This window comes from Leptospira ainlahdjerensis, from assembly GCF_016919175.1.
Lineage (GTDB): Bacteria > Spirochaetota > Leptospiria > Leptospirales > Leptospiraceae > Leptospira > Leptospira ainlahdjerensis.
Genome location: NZ_JAFFPU010000006.1, coordinates 54,799 through 69,637, shown reverse-complemented (window position 1 = coordinate 69,637; position 14,839 = coordinate 54,799). Strand labels below are relative to the sequence as shown.

General features: G+C 40.6%; 16 protein-coding genes and 2 tRNA genes. 8 read left to right on the top strand and 10 right to left on the bottom strand.

The window, feature by feature from the left end; translation table 11 throughout:
- The first annotated feature begins 94 nt into the window (after positions 1-94).
- The 6 genes from JWG45_RS01660 to JWG45_RS01635 all read left to right on the top strand — a co-directional run bounded on the left by JWG45_RS01660 (position 95) and on the right by JWG45_RS01635 (position 5,423).
- The gene (locus JWG45_RS01660; RefSeq protein ID WP_205278047.1) at positions 95-1,231 is read left to right on the top strand and encodes a sensor histidine kinase; all 1,137 of its coding nucleotides are present in this window, start codon (positions 95-97) and stop codon (positions 1,229-1,231) included.
- Positions 1,232-1,318: 87 nt separating this feature from the next.
- A complete protein-coding gene (locus JWG45_RS01655) occupies positions 1,319-2,065 on the top strand; it encodes an enoyl-CoA hydratase/isomerase family protein (protein ID WP_205278046.1) in 747 nt (248 codons plus the stop codon).
- A 53-nt stretch (positions 2,066-2,118) separates the two neighbouring features.
- The gene (locus tag JWG45_RS01650; RefSeq protein WP_205278045.1) at positions 2,119-3,012 is read left to right on the top strand and encodes a fatty acid desaturase family protein; all 894 of its coding nucleotides are present in this window, start codon (positions 2,119-2,121) and stop codon (positions 3,010-3,012) included.
- A 230-nt stretch (positions 3,013-3,242) separates the two neighbouring features.
- Positions 3,243-3,833, top strand: a complete 591-nt coding sequence (locus JWG45_RS01645) for a CDP-alcohol phosphatidyltransferase family protein (RefSeq protein WP_205278044.1) — start codon at positions 3,243-3,245, stop codon at positions 3,831-3,833.
- On the top strand, positions 3,800-4,687 hold the full coding sequence (locus tag JWG45_RS01640; protein ID WP_205278043.1) for a diacylglycerol/lipid kinase family protein: 888 nt from the start codon (positions 3,800-3,802) through the stop codon (positions 4,685-4,687). The genes JWG45_RS01645 and JWG45_RS01640 overlap by 34 nt, the downstream gene beginning before the upstream one ends.
- Positions 4,680-5,423: a phosphatidate cytidylyltransferase gene (locus tag JWG45_RS01635; RefSeq protein ID WP_205278042.1), complete on the top strand. Its 744-nt coding sequence runs from the start codon at positions 4,680-4,682 to the stop codon at positions 5,421-5,423. The genes JWG45_RS01640 and JWG45_RS01635 overlap by 8 nt, the downstream gene beginning before the upstream one ends.
- A 35-nt stretch (positions 5,424-5,458) precedes the next feature.
- Here JWG45_RS01635 and JWG45_RS01630 read toward each other — a convergent pair whose 3' ends face one another.
- From JWG45_RS01630 to JWG45_RS01590, 10 genes are all read right to left on the bottom strand, one after another.
- Positions 5,459-5,887: a cupin domain-containing protein gene (locus tag JWG45_RS01630; RefSeq protein ID WP_205278041.1), complete on the bottom strand. Its 429-nt coding sequence runs from the start codon at positions 5,885-5,887 to the stop codon at positions 5,459-5,461.
- A gap of 79 nt (positions 5,888-5,966) precedes the next feature.
- Entirely contained in the window at positions 5,967-6,188 is a 222-nt protein-coding gene (locus JWG45_RS01625) for a hypothetical protein (RefSeq protein WP_205278040.1), read from the bottom strand.
- Between the two features lie 16 nt (positions 6,189-6,204).
- Positions 6,205-6,483 carry a hypothetical protein gene (locus JWG45_RS22070; RefSeq protein WP_232380462.1) on the bottom strand — a complete coding sequence of 93 codons (279 nt, stop codon included), beginning with the start codon at positions 6,481-6,483 and terminating at the stop codon, positions 6,205-6,207.
- Between the two features lies 1 nt (position 6,484).
- Positions 6,485-6,718: a hypothetical protein gene (locus tag JWG45_RS01620; protein WP_205278039.1), complete on the bottom strand. Its 234-nt coding sequence runs from the start codon at positions 6,716-6,718 to the stop codon at positions 6,485-6,487.
- Between the two features lie 160 nt (positions 6,719-6,878).
- The gene (locus tag JWG45_RS01615) at positions 6,879-9,170 is read right to left on the bottom strand and encodes an NAD(P)-binding domain-containing protein (protein ID WP_205278038.1); all 2,292 of its coding nucleotides are present in this window, start codon (positions 9,168-9,170) and stop codon (positions 6,879-6,881) included.
- Positions 9,171-9,687: 517 nt separating this feature from the next.
- Positions 9,688-9,760 (bottom strand) — tRNA-Ala (locus JWG45_RS01610).
- Positions 9,761-9,775: 15 nt separating this feature from the next.
- Positions 9,776-9,849: transfer RNA gene (locus JWG45_RS01605), tRNA-Ile, on the bottom strand.
- A 73-nt stretch (positions 9,850-9,922) separates the two neighbouring features.
- On the bottom strand, positions 9,923-11,278 hold the full coding sequence (locus JWG45_RS01600) for a YncE family protein (protein ID WP_205278037.1): 1,356 nt from the start codon (positions 11,276-11,278) through the stop codon (positions 9,923-9,925).
- Positions 11,262-12,449 (bottom strand): acyltransferase family protein, encoded by a 1,188-nt coding sequence (locus JWG45_RS01595; RefSeq protein ID WP_408611585.1) that lies wholly within the window; start codon positions 12,447-12,449, stop codon positions 11,262-11,264. Before JWG45_RS01595 ends, JWG45_RS01600 begins: the two co-directional genes overlap by 17 nt.
- 20 nt (positions 12,450-12,469) lie before the next feature.
- Positions 12,470-13,084, bottom strand: coding sequence for a Crp/Fnr family transcriptional regulator (locus JWG45_RS01590; RefSeq protein WP_205278099.1), 615 nt, complete (start codon positions 13,082-13,084; stop codon positions 12,470-12,472).
- Between the two features lie 295 nt (positions 13,085-13,379).
- Here JWG45_RS01590 and JWG45_RS01585 point away from each other — a divergent pair, with 295 nt between their 5' ends.
- On the top strand, positions 13,380-14,453 hold the full coding sequence (locus tag JWG45_RS01585) for an SMP-30/gluconolactonase/LRE family protein (protein WP_205278035.1): 1,074 nt from the start codon (positions 13,380-13,382) through the stop codon (positions 14,451-14,453).
- 40 nt (positions 14,454-14,493) lie between these two features.
- Positions 14,494-14,793: an ArsR/SmtB family transcription factor gene (locus tag JWG45_RS01580; protein WP_205278034.1), complete on the top strand. Its 300-nt coding sequence runs from the start codon at positions 14,494-14,496 to the stop codon at positions 14,791-14,793.
- Positions 14,794-14,839 lie beyond the last annotated feature (46 nt).

Sequence of the window (14,839 nt, the reverse complement as noted above, 5' to 3'; positions counted from 1 at the left end):
TGTGTTTTAGAAAAACATTTGAATTTTGTTAGGCGCTGAAGAATCATGTCCCACGTTTCGAAGGGCCTCCTTCATCTGAAAAGTGAAAAGCATAATGTTTTTTGAAAGAATCAACAGAATTTACGGAAGAAGGGATTATCTAACCCGCAAAAAAGCTTATCATCTCTATATAACCGATCTTGTTATTTTTATCGTTTCGATTCTCGCTTGTCTTCTTTATATCCGGCAAGGAATTCGAGTGGGTTTTTTGATCTTTGCCGTGTCCGCTCTCATATCGATCTTTTTTCTTATGATCAATCGATTGGAAGCGGCGATTTATTCGATCCTGTATCTGAGTTTAACGGCTTTGACGTTCGGAATATTTTTCGGAATGCAAACCGGTAACGTTTATTTTTCGATGGCTACGATCATCGTATTATTCTTACATTTTTCCAATAGTAAACTTACGATCGCCGTTTCTTGTTATACGGGGATTTTGATGGCGATTCGAATGTATCAGTATTGGGGAAGGGGAGAATTGAGTTCCGCGTTTATTTTCGATACGATTCTCAAGTTTATACTCTTCTGTACCCTTGCCATCATAACCGTTCGAGTTCTTACGAGCCATAAAAAGGAAAAAGAAGTTTTTATTCGTGAGATTCATCATCGTGTCAAAAACAATCTTCAGATTTTGAGCGGTTTCGCGAATTTACACCAGAACAACGAAATCCAAAGCAGCGATCAACAGATCAAAAGTTTTAACGAAAGAATTTTGATGTTATCGAAAATTCACGACGCGATCTACAAGTCGGAAACCGATTACGAAGTCGATCTCAATAAGGTCTTGGAAGAAATCGTAGGTTTGATAAGAATTCAGGACGGCTCCTCGATCGAGTTGATACGGAGCAAAAATGGCGCTCCGCTGAGTATAGAAATTTCGGTTCCGTTTGCGATGATCGTGTATGAGTTGTTGAACAACGCGGTTCTGCATTCCGGTAAAAAAAATAAAGAAAGTAAAATCACGGTAGAATTGAACTTTTCAAAAAATCGCTATATGCTGATCGTTTTGGACGCAGGACCCGGGATTCAAAACAAATCGACCTGGTCTCAACCGAAGACGACCGGCTTCACATTGATTTCCATAATGACACAACAATTAAAGGGGACTTTTCGATTCGATTCGAACGAGGTCGGATCGAAAGCGGTTCTTGAATTTTCGAATCAGGATTTGTTTGCAAGCCTGCTTCAGTGATTTGTTGGTTTAGAATTTTCCTTGCTTATGGATTCCGTGGAATTAGAATCGCCGCTTGTTTTATTTCTTCGTTAAGCGGGTATAAAAATGAGTTACGAGTGTTTATTGACTGATCTGAATGATAAAATTCTCGTTGTTACTTTAAATCGACCTCAAAAATCCAACGCTCTTAATATTCGAATCCGAGACGAGTTGGAGGAAGTTTTTGATTCCAATCGGGAGAATGACGACGTTCGTGCGATCGTCCTGAATTCTTCCGGAAAACATTTCTCAAGTGGATATGATCTTGAAGAAGTGGTTCGGACTAATCTGCAATCTTTTCGACATAGGATATTAGAATATCATAATTCTCTCTATAACTTTCCGAAACCCGTCGTCACGGTTCTAAAAGGATTTGCATCCGCAGGTGGTTTCGATCTTGCCCTCTGCGGGGATTATATCATTTCGGAAAAGAAGGCGATGCTTTTTCGTCCGGAGATCAGGTTTGGCGCACCTCCGCTTTTGACGACGCTCGCACGAAAGGTCGGTCCGTCCAAGGCTTTGACTTTGACGTTAAAAGGTGATCCGATACGATCCGTTTCCGCCCTGGAGCTCGGAATCATAGATGAGATCTACGAAGGCGAGAATATTCTTCAGCACGCCATTCAGACCGCGTCGCGGCTTTCTCAGTGGAGTCCCAAAATGTTAGGAATTTTGAAGGGAATTTCAAATAATTATTTTCTCGGAAGTTTGTACGAGAATTTAAGAAAAGAGTTCGAAGAGTTCATCTTTTTTTTGGAGGATCCTTCCTTTTTGGTCCAAGTTCAAAACTACGCAAAAAATATCAGTCAATGAAAAAAGCTAACTTTCCGGTCTAATAAAACATAAAATAGGAATATTCCATATATATGAAATATCTAAAACCAAATTCTTCGCTTCCATTTCCAGAAGACGATTGGGAAAGGAAATTCGAAAAAAAACTAAGAAAACACACCGGACTTGTGTTGGGTTTCAGTCTTCTTACTGCTTGCGGATTGTTGGCCGGAATTCTTTGTTTCTATCTAATGTTCCAAAACGGCCTTTATTTTGTCCTTCCGTTCTCCGGATTGTTTCTGCACGCTTGGATGATTCTTTTGGTACACGAAGGCGCTCATAGGAATCTTACTCGATCTTGTCTGGATCGATGGATTTTGAATCTTGCCTCCGCTTTTGTCTTTCTTCCATTTTACGGAGAGCCGTTTCGAAAGATCCATCTTTATCATCACGCACATACGAATGCCGCCGACGATCCGCTCTGGCCTGAGTGGAAAAAGAATCTTTTTCAAAGTCGGAGAAAACTTTACGTTTTTGTGGAATTGGTTCCTTTGTTTTCCAACGTGGCAGCGATTCTTTTTAAAAAACGAGACTCGGCGAATTTAAAAAAAAGACTTTCTTCCATAAGACTGCATTCGGCGGTGCGTTCGATCTTGTTTTTATGTTTTTCTTTTTCGGTCTCGATTCTTCTTTATATCGAATTAAAGCCGAATCTTTGGTTTGTTTTCGGTTCCTTTCTTTTTGCAAATGTCTGGGGCTCCCTCAGGCACTGGTGCGAGCATACGGGACTTCGTACCGATTTGGAAAGTAATACGTTTTCTTTTCCTTTGGGAATGGGAATCGGAAATCATGAAACACACCACGCAGATCCGAGTCTTTCTTGGATTTCCTTGAGCGCAGGTTTAAGAAGAAGAATCAAGACTATGAATATCCGAGATTGCGTCCGAGGGATCTGGTCGAATCCTAAATATTTCCATTACGAACCTTAATTTCAGGATGTAATTCGATCTTTCCGATGGCTTACTTTCCCCTTTGCGGCGATATAAAGATAAGATTGATTCCATAAGAAAATCACGTTTTATTAAAGCGAATTTCGAAATGAATTGCTTCCCTTTGAAATCGATTTTCAAAAAAGGATTGCAATCTGAAGCGGATTCTTTAATTCGGATGCACTTTGGGATATGTATACCGTTTTCGTTTCTCGCAAGGGAGTTAAGATATGTCTGATAATACTTTGGTAAAAAATATTCCCAATACGATCACCTTTTTCCGGATTATCCTATTTCCCGCTTTGATTTATTTGGTTTTCCGTGAAGAAAGGTTCCTTTTTTCATGGATTTTCTTTTCCGCATTATTATCGGACATTTTAGATGGTCTTCTCGCGAGAATGTTAAAGGTTCAGTCTTCCTTCGGAGCAAAAGTGGACTCGATCGCGGATTTGCTGACCTTTGTTTCAGGAATTTATGGAATTCTAATATTTGAACCGTCATTCGTTTCAAATTACTTCCCGTGGATTACAACCGTCCTTGGTTTGTATTTCGCCGAGATGATTTATTCTCTTATTAAATTCTCATCCATATCCAGTTTTCACACATACGCGAGCCGCGTTGCGGCTTACGCGCTTGGAATTCTTTTTATGACATTGTTTTGGTTTGGAGTTTGGAGTCCGTTTCTCTATCTTTCTTTTTTTCTTTGTTGTTTCGCTTACATGGAAGAGATCGCGATTTTATTCTACTTAAAAGAACTAAAGCCGAACGTTCGAGGAATGTATTGGATATGGAAACAAAACAAGAACGTTTTGCAATCTTAAACGGAAAGAGCGGTTCAAAGAACCAAGCCGAAAATCTGATTTTAAGAACATATTTGGAAGGAAATGGTATTCCCTGTAAGGTAACAGATTTTCCCGGACATGCAAAGGAGATCGCAAGAGAAAGATCCGATGTCCATGAAATTATTGTGGTGGGAGGCGACGGAACCTTACACGAGGTTCTTTCTTCTTTACGTTTGCCCTTGCCGAAAATTCGTTTAGTTCCTGCGGGAACCGGGAATTCCCTTGCGAGAGATCTTGGTTTGGGAAGTTGGAGAATGTCTTTAGAAAAATTGATCTGGGGAAAAGAACTCACGATCGATTTGATGAGTTTGGAAATAAAGACGAAAGAAGAATCGTTTTCCTGTGTTTCCGCGAGTACGGTTTGTTTTGGATTTCCGGCGAAGGTTACTCAAATGGCGAATCGATCCTTCAAACGTTTTCGAAAATTCTGTTATCCGATCGCGGCAGCTCTCGGTTCTTTTGTGAATACTCGGGATTCGTATCTGATTTCGTACGATCGATTTCCCGCTGAGAAAAAATCCCTTTCCGGCGGAATCATCAATAACAGCAGACACGTAGCGAACTTCGTTGCCTTTCCGGATGCGGAACTTTCGGATGGAAAATTCGACGTGGCTGAACTCGACGCGGGAAGCATCAAACAATCCATTCACAATCTCTCTATCTTGAGCAAAACCTACTTTTACGATCCGCCTAATCGTCTTAAGGCGATTAGTTCCTCCGTAAAATACGGACACCCCGGTCTTTTGATGGTGGATGGAGAAGTTTATGAAGATGTAATGGAGTTTTCAGTAAAAATTCTTCCTGGAGCTTTGAGGATACATTCGCTTGGATAAAGAAATTTTACGGATCCTTCTTTTTATTTTTGTAGGTTTTTTGGGCGGTGGGGTTTGGTTTTTTATTTCAGGAAGAAATAAAGATAGGAAAGAAAGACATAAGAGAACCGCAAAGTATTGGTCTTACGCCGGAATCGTTGTCGGAACCACTTTTATTTCTACGTTAGGCGGAATATATTGGATTCTATTTTGTCTTTCGGTTTCGATAGGAGCCGCTTTTGAAGTCGGAAAAATTCTTCTCGATTTTCAGATTCAATTTCGAGTCGTTGCGATTTCGATCGGGATTATTGTTATCCTCCTATTCTGCGTGAGCGGTCTTATTTTTTCAAATCGAGTTTTGGTTTTTACCTATCTCAGCGTGGCCGTCTTCGACGCGTTCAGCCAACTCACGGGACAGAGTTTCGGAAAAACGAAAATGGCGCCTCGAATCAGTCCTAACAAGACTTGGGAAGGATTTGCAGGAGGGATCTTATTTGCAACGTCGTTTGGTATTTTCTTCTTTTGGGTCATCGGGAAGAACGTGATCGAATCTTTACCGCTCACGTTTGGAATCTCGATCTTGAGTTTGAGCGGCGACTTGAGTGCGAGTTGGTTGAAGAGAAAAGCGAAGATCAAAGATTATTCGAATCTTCTTCCCGGTCACGGTGGAATTTTGGATCGTTTCGATTCTCTGATCTTTACTTTGACGGGTCTTGTTTTGTTAAGAATGGTCGGTTTCTTCTACACGAAGCTGTAAACCTTAGAAGAAAAATTTAGAAAATTATGTTTTCGTTAATCCAAATATTCGATTTCAGATTCATTTGAGCTCTTAATCATCAAAATTTTAGATTTTGAAACGGATGAGGAAATCGAATGAATGACGCCAGCAGGAACAAAGAGCACTTCTTCTCTTTCAAGAAAGATTGGTTCTTTTTCTGCGAGCTTGAGTTGTAAATTCCCGCGAATTACATAATAAGCGCAGTCGTCTTGTCTAAGTACGAAATTGATTTGGCGCGGGAGTTTAGGAACGTTTAGAACGTTCACATCTATTTTTCCCTTTGCTAATTCGATGGAGAATTTTTTCGACTCGGCGGAATTTAGAAAAGTCTGGAGATTGATTTTTCGCAAAGGAGACGATTTAGCCGGATATGAATTTTCTTTCTGACAGTTAGAAAAGCTGAAAGTAAGAGTAATAAATATTGTAAGACTGTATTTGTCCATTGAATATTTTCTTATGATTATAAATTCAATGAGGAGGTTCGTTTCATTTAGGCGCCTCCTTATTGAATTAGATTGATTATTAGAATCCTAAATTGACAGTAACATTCTTACAGGTGATTGCGTTTGTCTTCTGATCAACCGAGCAAAATTCTACTTTAGAGTTGTATCGATCCGCTGCAGTTTCATAGAATCTGTAAAAGCCTTTTGGAGTTTTTACGATTTCAGAACTAGCTACTTTTATACAATTAACTGTCGAGAGAAGTGCAATGAATGTGAAAGAAAGTTTATACGATATTTTCATTAAAAGATCCTTGATTTTAAAGCTTTGTACTAGGGTTTTTATACTTCTCAGTTACATCGTTGCAACTTAATTCCCCTGTCTTTTCGACTACACACACGTAATCTTCTACATAGTAGGCGTATGGATTACAAACTCCATAAGTAGTCGTTGCAAAAGCGCGCATTGAACAGTAATTTTTGTAAACAGTAATTTTATCGTTATCAAAAACTTGCACTTTTGCGATATGCGTAACACATTGAGAAAAAGAGAATAATAAACTTGTTAGAACGAGAAGTTTGCGGATACTTTTTTTCATATTATTTGATTCCTTTGACGATAGCTGGTTTGCAATTTAGTGAATCGTCTGTTTCTATATTGCAAAGAAGAAGTTGACTTGAAAAACGTTTAACATCGTATGGATTTCCTGTGTCTTTATGAGCTACAAGATAAAGGTGGTCTCCAGCAAAGGCCCCTGATCCAACGTGATATGATACACAATTTACAAACATGAGTAGTGGGAACAAGGCTACCCCAAACTTTATTGAACGCATGAAATCTCCTAAAAAATAATAGTTTGAGCATCTTTTTGTCAAAGATGTTTTTGGTCAATAATTTACATACTGACTGGATAAGTTTTTGTAGAAGAGCAACAAGATGGCCTAATCTGTGTATCTATTTTCTAAATATTGGATAATCTTCTCTTAATGTCGTTTAACAATCTTTCTCTAATTCCCCAAAAGAAAGAACGTTGGTAGGACAGCTTACGACACAAGCCGAACAACGGACGCACTGAACGTTGTCCATCGGGATTCCTCTGTTTGCATAGCTCATAACGTCGATCCCCTGGTGACAGACCTTGGTACAGATATTACAAGATATACATTTTTTCTTTTCGGAGAAAATTCTAAATCGACTGAACTTTGCGTAGATATGCATGAGCGCGGACAAAGGACAAAAAAATCTGCACCAAACTCTACCGCTTAAAAAGAAATAAGCGCCGACTCCGACTACTCCGGCTAACATCAAATCAACGACGACGTCATACACTTTCTTTCCGCCGTCTCCGATACTTCCTAAAATGTGGGTAAATGGAAACCAGGAAGAAAGGAAAATTTCGCTTAACTTCAAAATCGTAATGACCGTCGCAAAAAGAAGAATCCACTGTCCCGCATTCTCTAATTGATTGGCGAGTTTTCCATGAGGCATCTTGGTTCTTGTCTCGTCTCCTAAGGTTTCCGCAAGCCCGCCGCAGGAGCAAATCCAACCACAATAAGCTCCTTTTCCGAAACGATAGACGAGATAAGGGATCACTACAAAGGTTTGTAGAATCCCGTAGACCAACCAGAAGGTTGTAATTCCCGTATTGTAAAAAATTCCCATATTCAAAGGCCACGCGAGAATCAATCCGTACGCGTTCCAGTAAGCCCCGTATGGAAAAACCTGCGTTAGTAGAAATCCGTTCGGATCACCTAACAGACCATTTTGCCCTAAGAAGGGAAGGATGATCTCCGGTAAAAGAAAGAGCGGAAATACTTGGATCAGAATTAAAGTCCAGGTTTGTTTTCGAATATACTTTGTGGGCCTTGCCTTCATTCTTCTCAAACCAAAAGTGAGAATGGTGAGAGAATACAAAAGAGTATAATGAAATCCGGGTTGTTTTCCTAAAAACAAAAAGTCAAAATATTTAGCTCCGGCATATACGGTGATAAAATAGGCGGCCGCGGAAAGTATATAAATATTTTTGAATGTATTCCAGGAATCGGAAAACAATTCCTTCCTTTTTTTAAAGAGATGAATTGAAAACGGAAGTCCGAGGCCTAAAAAGGCAAATAGAGATACGAGAGCGATCAGAGAGTAGGTTGCACTTCCGTAAAAAGACGCTTTTCCAAAATAGACTACGTTTGCGAAAAGAATCATCTCGATAAAACCGATCCAATCCCAAATGCGTTTTTGATTTTGAATTCTAAGGCCGATATTTTTTAAAAATTCGATCGGTGCACTGGAACCGATTTGGATCAGGACGCTTGAGTTAGTAATCGTTCGAGAGGCGTCGGTCTTGTTTTTCGATTCGGTCCTTCGGAGTTTTACTTCTTTTTCTCCGATTTCTTCCACTTCGCTTTCCTTTAAGAATTCTATCTTTCCTTCTTGGATCAGAGATTCTAATCTCTCTTTATTCTCAAATTTAGGGCGCACGAGTTCTTTCCCTCGATAAGAAAGTCGAGTTGAGTTTGCATAATCGCTAATTGCGATCGCCGCCTCTATCGCGGAATCTCCTCCGCCGACGACGAGAACGTCCTCTTTTTCAAAGTCTTTTGGGTCGATCAATCGATGATAGACTTTGGGCAATTCTTCTCCCGGCACTTGAAGATTTCTTGCGTCTCCGCTCTTTCCGATCGCAAGGATCACTTCTTTTGTTAGAAAATTCTTTCCATTTTCGCATGATACCGAAAAGCCTAAGCTGTCTTTTCGAATCTTCGTTACTCGTGCTCCGATTTCCAGGGGAAGATTCCATTTTTTGAACGAAGATTGGAGGTCTTTTAAAAGACTTTCTTTGGTGCCGTTGAGAATCTTAATCTCCGAATTTGTTTTTAAGTCCTCCGGCTCGGCAAAGATAGGTTTTCCTTTGGGGTAACTTTTAATCGTGTGAAATGGATCATTGGATTCTAATATAATAAAATTGGAATGTATTTTTTTGAGTTCGATTCCGGCGGAAACTCCGGCGGGGCCGGCCCCGACAATCACGACGTCGTAGACGTGTTCGTATGTTTTTTTTGTTTGTGAAGAATTTTCGTTCTTTTTTTGGATTTCCCTAACTACTTTGTATCCGCTTTCCACGGCGAATTTGAGAAGAGGCAACCCGGTAAGATCTCCAATTACGCGAACTCCGGGAAGCGAACTCTCGAAAGAATCCGTGACTTCCGGGTAGATCTCCACAGACCCTTCGGGTGCGTTATTGTGTAACCAGGAAAAATAACGGGAGAGGAGGGGGATCTGCATCTTCATGGATTTGCCTTTTTGATCGGAGATTGGATTCTTTTTTCAATTTGTTTTTTTGTCCGGAAGCCCGACGTTTAGCCGCTATAAGATTCTAACGGATTCTAAAAAAGTTACAAGGTCTTTTTCGTCATAGGATCCGTATTGAAGGAAATAATTTACGAAATTCTAATATACTTCCCAGTTTGTATAAAGGCTGTTTTCAGATTTTTGGCCTCAGCAATGGACTTTTGTGTTCGCCATTTTTTTGGTAATTTTCCGGGGGATTTAATTTTATCCTTAGACGGATTTACGTCCGAAGTCGGGAAATTCTAAGACAAAATTTTGCTGGCAGGGTTGCGAAGAGTTCGTAAACGGACTTTGCGATAGAAAATGGGCGAGTTGAAAAACAGAATCTTATTCTTTTTTTCGAATTTCAAAAATACATTCAAAAAACAGAATGTATTTCTATTTCGGAAAACGCAAAAAAATCTAAACTATAAAAAGAAGAAGGGAAGATCACCGAATTTTGGAGGAAAATTCGGTATGGAGCTTGTCGGGATCGAACCGACGACCTTCTGAATGCAAATCAGATGCTCTCCCAGCTGAGCTAAAGCCCCTTATCAAATACCGGATGGGCCTGATGTGATTTGAACACATGACCCCACGCTTATCAAGCGTGTGCTCTAACCAGCTGAGCTACAGGCCCGGTAAGAGACATGTTTTTAACTGAGTTCTCAAAAGCAACAGTTTTTTATGAAAAAACGTTCTTCATTTTCAATCTAAAAACCGTCCCTTCGATAAACTCGGATCTGATTGTCTAAGAAGTCCGAAATTACAAGATAACGATTGTCTGGTGAAACGTCGAGACCGGTCGGCTGATTTCCGGCTTCCCAAAATTCTTTCACCGTATCGGTCGTGGTGTCTATGACATAGACTCTTCCAAGGACGTGTCCTTTTTTGAGATAACCTTCTGTCGGATTGTTCGGACCCCGGCAAGAAACATATAGATACTTTCCATCCGGAGAAAGCGCAATCGTATTCGGTTTATCGAATACTTGTATCGACTTCTGAACTTTTTTTTCTTTTAGATCGTAAACTTCGACCTTACTACAGCACATATCGGAAACGTAGATTTTATTTTCGACAGGACCGGGAACGATATGCCTTTTGTTGCCGGGTGGGCCGATCGTATCGATGAGTTTTTCCTTTTCCATGGAATAGATTCCCAATCTTCCGCCGCTCGATTCCTGATTGCTCGCGGAGAATTGAGCAATATACAATTCCTTTCCGTCTTTGGAAAGAAGAAGCCCTCTCGGAAGTCCGATCTTCTCCGTCTTTCGAATTTCGGTTTTTGTTTTTCTATCGATCACTGAAATGTCTTCGCTGATCCAATTCGAACAATACACAAGATCTCTCGTCGAGTCATAGAGTAGAATTTTGGACCACTTTCCGGTTAGATCGACTGTCGCTTTATACGCGAGAGTTTTTAAATCGAAGACGTGCACTGCGTTCGCCTGCATCTGGCTCACCCAGAGTTCGTTGTGTTCGGGGATGGAAATCGTCTCCACAAACCCGAGCTTCTTTTTGTATTTTTCCGGAGGTGCGAGTCGAACGGTTTCTCCCGTTTTGATGTCGAGCACGTCCATTCCTTCGTCTTCCAAAAGAGGAATCGCTAGTCTTGTGTTGTCGATAAAACGAACGCTCTTGGGTTGTATTCCCGTTTTTAAACGTGCCGTAAAACGATGAGTCACACCTTCCTTATCCAAAGCGATCAACTTCTCGTTTAAGTCCGCGGCGCTCTTAGCGTAATGTGATGAATTTTGAAAACCGGGAGAGGAAAGTTTTAACTCGATTCCCTTTTCGTCGTTGTAAACCGGAACTTCCATTTCTACGAGAGCTATGTTTTTATCCGTCTCCAAAACCTTAAACGGAAGAATTTCTTCTCCCGTTTTTACTACGGTGCCCTTGTAAGGATGGATGCTGAACCTTACCGAAGCGGTTCCATTCTTTTTCCGATTGGCCGGCGACGATATCAGGGAAGAATTTCCGCTCTCGCAACAAACGAGAAACAGAAAAATCGGAATCAGCAAGAATGCTTTCGGTTTTAGATATGATTTTTTAGGTTTTGAGTTCATTCGACACTCCGGAGTATTGTTTTTTTTGCGCTGGAATTTGGTTTCCAAGAACGACGTTCACCCATCGAAAAGGACGTATTAGAAAATGATAGAATGCTAATGTAATGGTTAGGACCAAAGCAAGATGAAGAAGGAATTTTTCGACAATTCCAAAAGAGCTGTGAACCACGTAAAAACCTGAAAGCAGAGAAACCGGGTGATGGACGAGATAGATCGGAAGACTCGCCGTTCTCATGTATTCAGTGTATTTGTTCTTAAAGTCGAAGAACCTTTGAAAAGTTCCTATCAAAAACCGAATCATAAGCCAGCCAGCCGCGCATTTCAGAAAGATATGAAGAACTCTTCTCCAATTTCCCGTATAACCGAAGTAGGACCAAAATGGATCGATTCTGCTGATCTCGTAAAAACCCCAGAAGCTCAATGCCGCTAGGCTTCCCCAGATCCAAAATTTATCGGATTGAGGTTCCAGCAAAAGAAATTCCTTCGAAACGAGAAGGCTTCCGCAAAGAAAAAAAGTATAGTTGTAAACGAAGTTCACGGGTTCGATCGCATACCAGGAATCGTCCTTCATGTAAAAAAGATTGATCGTGCAAGTTCCTACGACGCTGATCAAAGTAAAGATCGAGAAGGTTTTGAATTCTTGAATGAATGTCTTTTGATTCGGTTCCTTTTTAAGAAGAGCCGCGAGTGGAAGTGTAATTCTTCTTATGAAAATGTGGAGGATCGTAAAAAGAATCAAGAAGTAAAGAAACCACAGGTGGGATGGGCGAATATTTCCATTTAAGAATATTCTAAAATAAAAATCAACGTAAGAATGATTCTCTCCCGCTTGTAAAAGGGAGACGAAAGATTGCATCGGGGCAAAAAGCAGGATTCCGATCAGAGTCGGAATAAAAATCCGAAAGATCCTCATCTTTGAAAATTCTTTGAGAGTTTTGGATCGGAAGATGACCTCGGTAAAATATCCCGATAAAAAGAAAAACAAAGGCATTCTAAAAATGTGAACCCATTCTCCGAATACGTCGAAAATTTCGGATCGTTCTTCGTTTCGGAGCGGATATTTAATTTCGGCCGCGTAGACGATCGCTACATGAAACACAAGTCCGAGCAAAAGGGCAAAGGATCGAAGATTGTCTAAGTAAAAGAGTCGTTTTCTTTTGGTTTCTTTCACAACTGAGGATTGATTTCGGTTCAAGCATCCACCGTATATTTAAAAAGGGCTTCGCGGATAATCAAAGTAGAAGGATCTTCTTTTCGTTGTTCCACCATCTTGTCTTTTACCAATAGACTGATGGAATGTACCAAGTCTTGGTGCTCGAGGCCTACTCTTAATATAGCCCATTTCATAAAGTGATTGAGATGAATTCGATACGAAGCTCCGTCCTGTTCTCCGTGTGTCTGAGAAAAATTGATAAGCGCAGAGGTTACTAAATTCTTCTTATCGGCCTTTAATAAGGACGCTATGGTTTTGTTGGTTTCTCTCAATCGCGAAGAAAGAATTTTCACGATCTTCATGGAAAAACCTGGATTGGTTTGTATTAGATTAAAAAAGGCTCCTTCGTTGATCGCGATAAGAGAAACGTCAGTTCTTGCGACCGCTCTCGCGCTCCGAGGGGTTTTGTCGATCAGTGCCATTTCGCCGAACATATCCCCCTCTTTTAATTCTACGAGGAGTTTATAAGCTTCCTTTACTTTTTTGTGAATGCCTACTTTTCCTTTCACGATCAGATACATCACTTCCGCTTCCTGGTTCTCTTCGAAGATAATGTCGGATTCTTTGTATTCAACGCCCAGTTTATGGACCATCGATTCGGATATTTTCATAGTTCTTGGGTGACCTTATTTATAATTTAAGATAAATTCCAATCTGCGTACGATTTGAAATTTTTTCGAGAGGCCTACACCAGCTTCATCCGTGATTGAACCAGAATCAATCAAAATCTATGGCTATATTTGTACTTCGGAAACGTCGGGTTCTTATTTTTAATTCTCCAAAATTTTGAAGCAAATCATAAGATGAGATGAAAATTATAATAGTAGAAATTCATCTTGACCTTTCGTGGATCTCGATTATTTCTTTAGGGCTACCCACGGAGGAAGCATGAACCGGATTCGGATTCTCGCCTTTTTTTCAATTCTCATTTTGTTCGGAATCGGATTTTATACTCTCAAACCTTCTCCGATCGATCCGGTCTCCTACGTCCCACCTGCTCCTCCTGCGATGGAAGGTGTTTTTGCCCCCAATTCATTGTTAGCTGATTCCGAACTGATCGCCTCGGGAAAATTGCAAGGCCCTGAAGATATGGAAGTGGACGATCTAGGAAATGTTTACGCCTCTTGCGAATTCGGAAAGATCATACACATTTCTCCCGATGGGGTTGTGAAAGCACACGCGGCAACCGGTGGGCGACCCTTGGGTAGTAAACTCCTTTCGGACGGCCGTTTGATTGTTGCGGATGCAGACAAGGGTCTTTTGGAGATCGGAGTTAAGGGTGAAGTTCGAGTTCTCAGTACGGGAGCAGAAGGAATTCCGTTTCGGTTTACGGACGATCTCGACGTCGCTAAGGACGGAACCGTTTATTTTTCGGACGCTTCAGATAAATACGGAAGTCAGGAATATCTCTACGACTTGATGGAAGCCAGGCCGAACGGCAGACTTTTGAGATACGATCCAGTCACTGGGAAGACCGACGTTTTGTTAAAAGAATTATACTTTGCTAATGGGATTGCGCTCTCTCAAAACGAGGATTTTGTTTTGATCAATGAAACTTATCGTTATAGAATTTTGCGTTATTGGCTCAAGGGGCCCAAAGCGGGTAAGAGCGATATTTTTATCGAGAATCTCCCCGGATTTCCGGACAATATCTCCGCGGACGGAAATGGAACTTTCTATCTCGCACTCTTTACGGTTCGGAATTTTTTATTGGATTCGATTCTTCATCCGCGTCCCTGGCTCAAATCCTTTATAGCAAAACTTCCAAAGTTTCTCTGGCCTAAGGCGCAACCGTACGGATTCGTTCTTCTTTTGGATGAAAATGGAACTCCCCTGCGGAGTTTTCAGGAACCGTCCGGAAAACATCTAAAGGCGATTACTTCCGCAAAATATAAAAATGGTTTTCTCTATTTAGGCAGTCTTCATAATGATCGAATCGGAAAATACAAATTGAATCCGTAGTAGAACGCTATACGGAACAGATTTTTATTAAGAAGTGAGAATGAAGAAAAAAAAGAAATTTCCTTTTGAGACCGAGGCGACGTTGCAGTTAATGTCCGCGATATCGGATCCGGTAAAACTAAAGATCGCCAAAATTCTTTCTTGTCATAGGGAAGTGAAAGCAGGCGATATCGCGAAGGAATTCGATATTTCAAGAACCACGATTTCTCATCATCTGAACAAGATGAAACTTTTGAATCTTGTTTCCTCTAGAAAAGAAGGAAAGGAAATCTATTACTCTGTTGATAAAACCTTGATCGTAGACACTCTAAAAGAAGTTGTAAAATTTTTGGAATCCTAAAAGGATTGCGATATGTTGATGAGTGTGAACATATAAATATGTAGGT

Bases quoted from the DNA above. Each gene is read 5' to 3' on its own strand.
- JWG45_RS01660 (WP_205278047.1), top strand. From the start codon at position 95: ATGTTTTTTGAAAGAATCAACAGAATTTACGGAAGAAGGGATTATCTA.
- JWG45_RS01655 (WP_205278046.1), top strand. From the start codon at position 1,319: ATGAGTTACGAGTGTTTATTGACTGATCTGAATGATAAAATTCTCGTT.
- JWG45_RS01650 (WP_205278045.1), top strand. From the start codon at position 2,119: ATGAAATATCTAAAACCAAATTCTTCGCTTCCATTTCCAGAAGACGAT.
- JWG45_RS01645 (WP_205278044.1), top strand. From the start codon at position 3,243: ATGTCTGATAATACTTTGGTAAAAAATATTCCCAATACGATCACCTTT.
- JWG45_RS01640 (WP_205278043.1), top strand. From the start codon at position 3,800: ATGGAAACAAAACAAGAACGTTTTGCAATCTTAAACGGAAAGAGCGGT.
- JWG45_RS01630 (WP_205278041.1), bottom strand. From the start codon at position 5,887: ATGGACAAATACAGTCTTACAATATTTATTACTCTTACTTTCAGCTTT.
- JWG45_RS01625 (WP_205278040.1), bottom strand. From the start codon at position 6,188: ATGAAAATATCGTATAAACTTTCTTTCACATTCATTGCACTTCTCTCG.
- JWG45_RS22070 (WP_232380462.1), bottom strand. From the start codon at position 6,483: ATGAAAAAAAGTATCCGCAAACTTCTCGTTCTAACAAGTTTATTATTC.
- JWG45_RS01620 (WP_205278039.1), bottom strand. From the start codon at position 6,718: ATGCGTTCAATAAAGTTTGGGGTAGCCTTGTTCCCACTACTCATGTTT.
- JWG45_RS01615 (WP_205278038.1), bottom strand. From the start codon at position 9,170: ATGAAGATGCAGATCCCCCTCCTCTCCCGTTATTTTTCCTGGTTACAC.
- JWG45_RS01600 (WP_205278037.1), bottom strand. From the start codon at position 11,278: ATGAACTCAAAACCTAAAAAATCATATCTAAAACCGAAAGCATTCTTG.
- JWG45_RS01590 (WP_205278099.1), bottom strand. From the start codon at position 13,084: ATGGTCCATAAACTGGGCGTTGAATACAAAGAATCCGACATTATCTTC.
- JWG45_RS01585 (WP_205278035.1), top strand. From the start codon at position 13,380: ATGAACCGGATTCGGATTCTCGCCTTTTTTTCAATTCTCATTTTGTTC.
- JWG45_RS01580 (WP_205278034.1), top strand. From the start codon at position 14,494: ATGAAGAAAAAAAAGAAATTTCCTTTTGAGACCGAGGCGACGTTGCAG.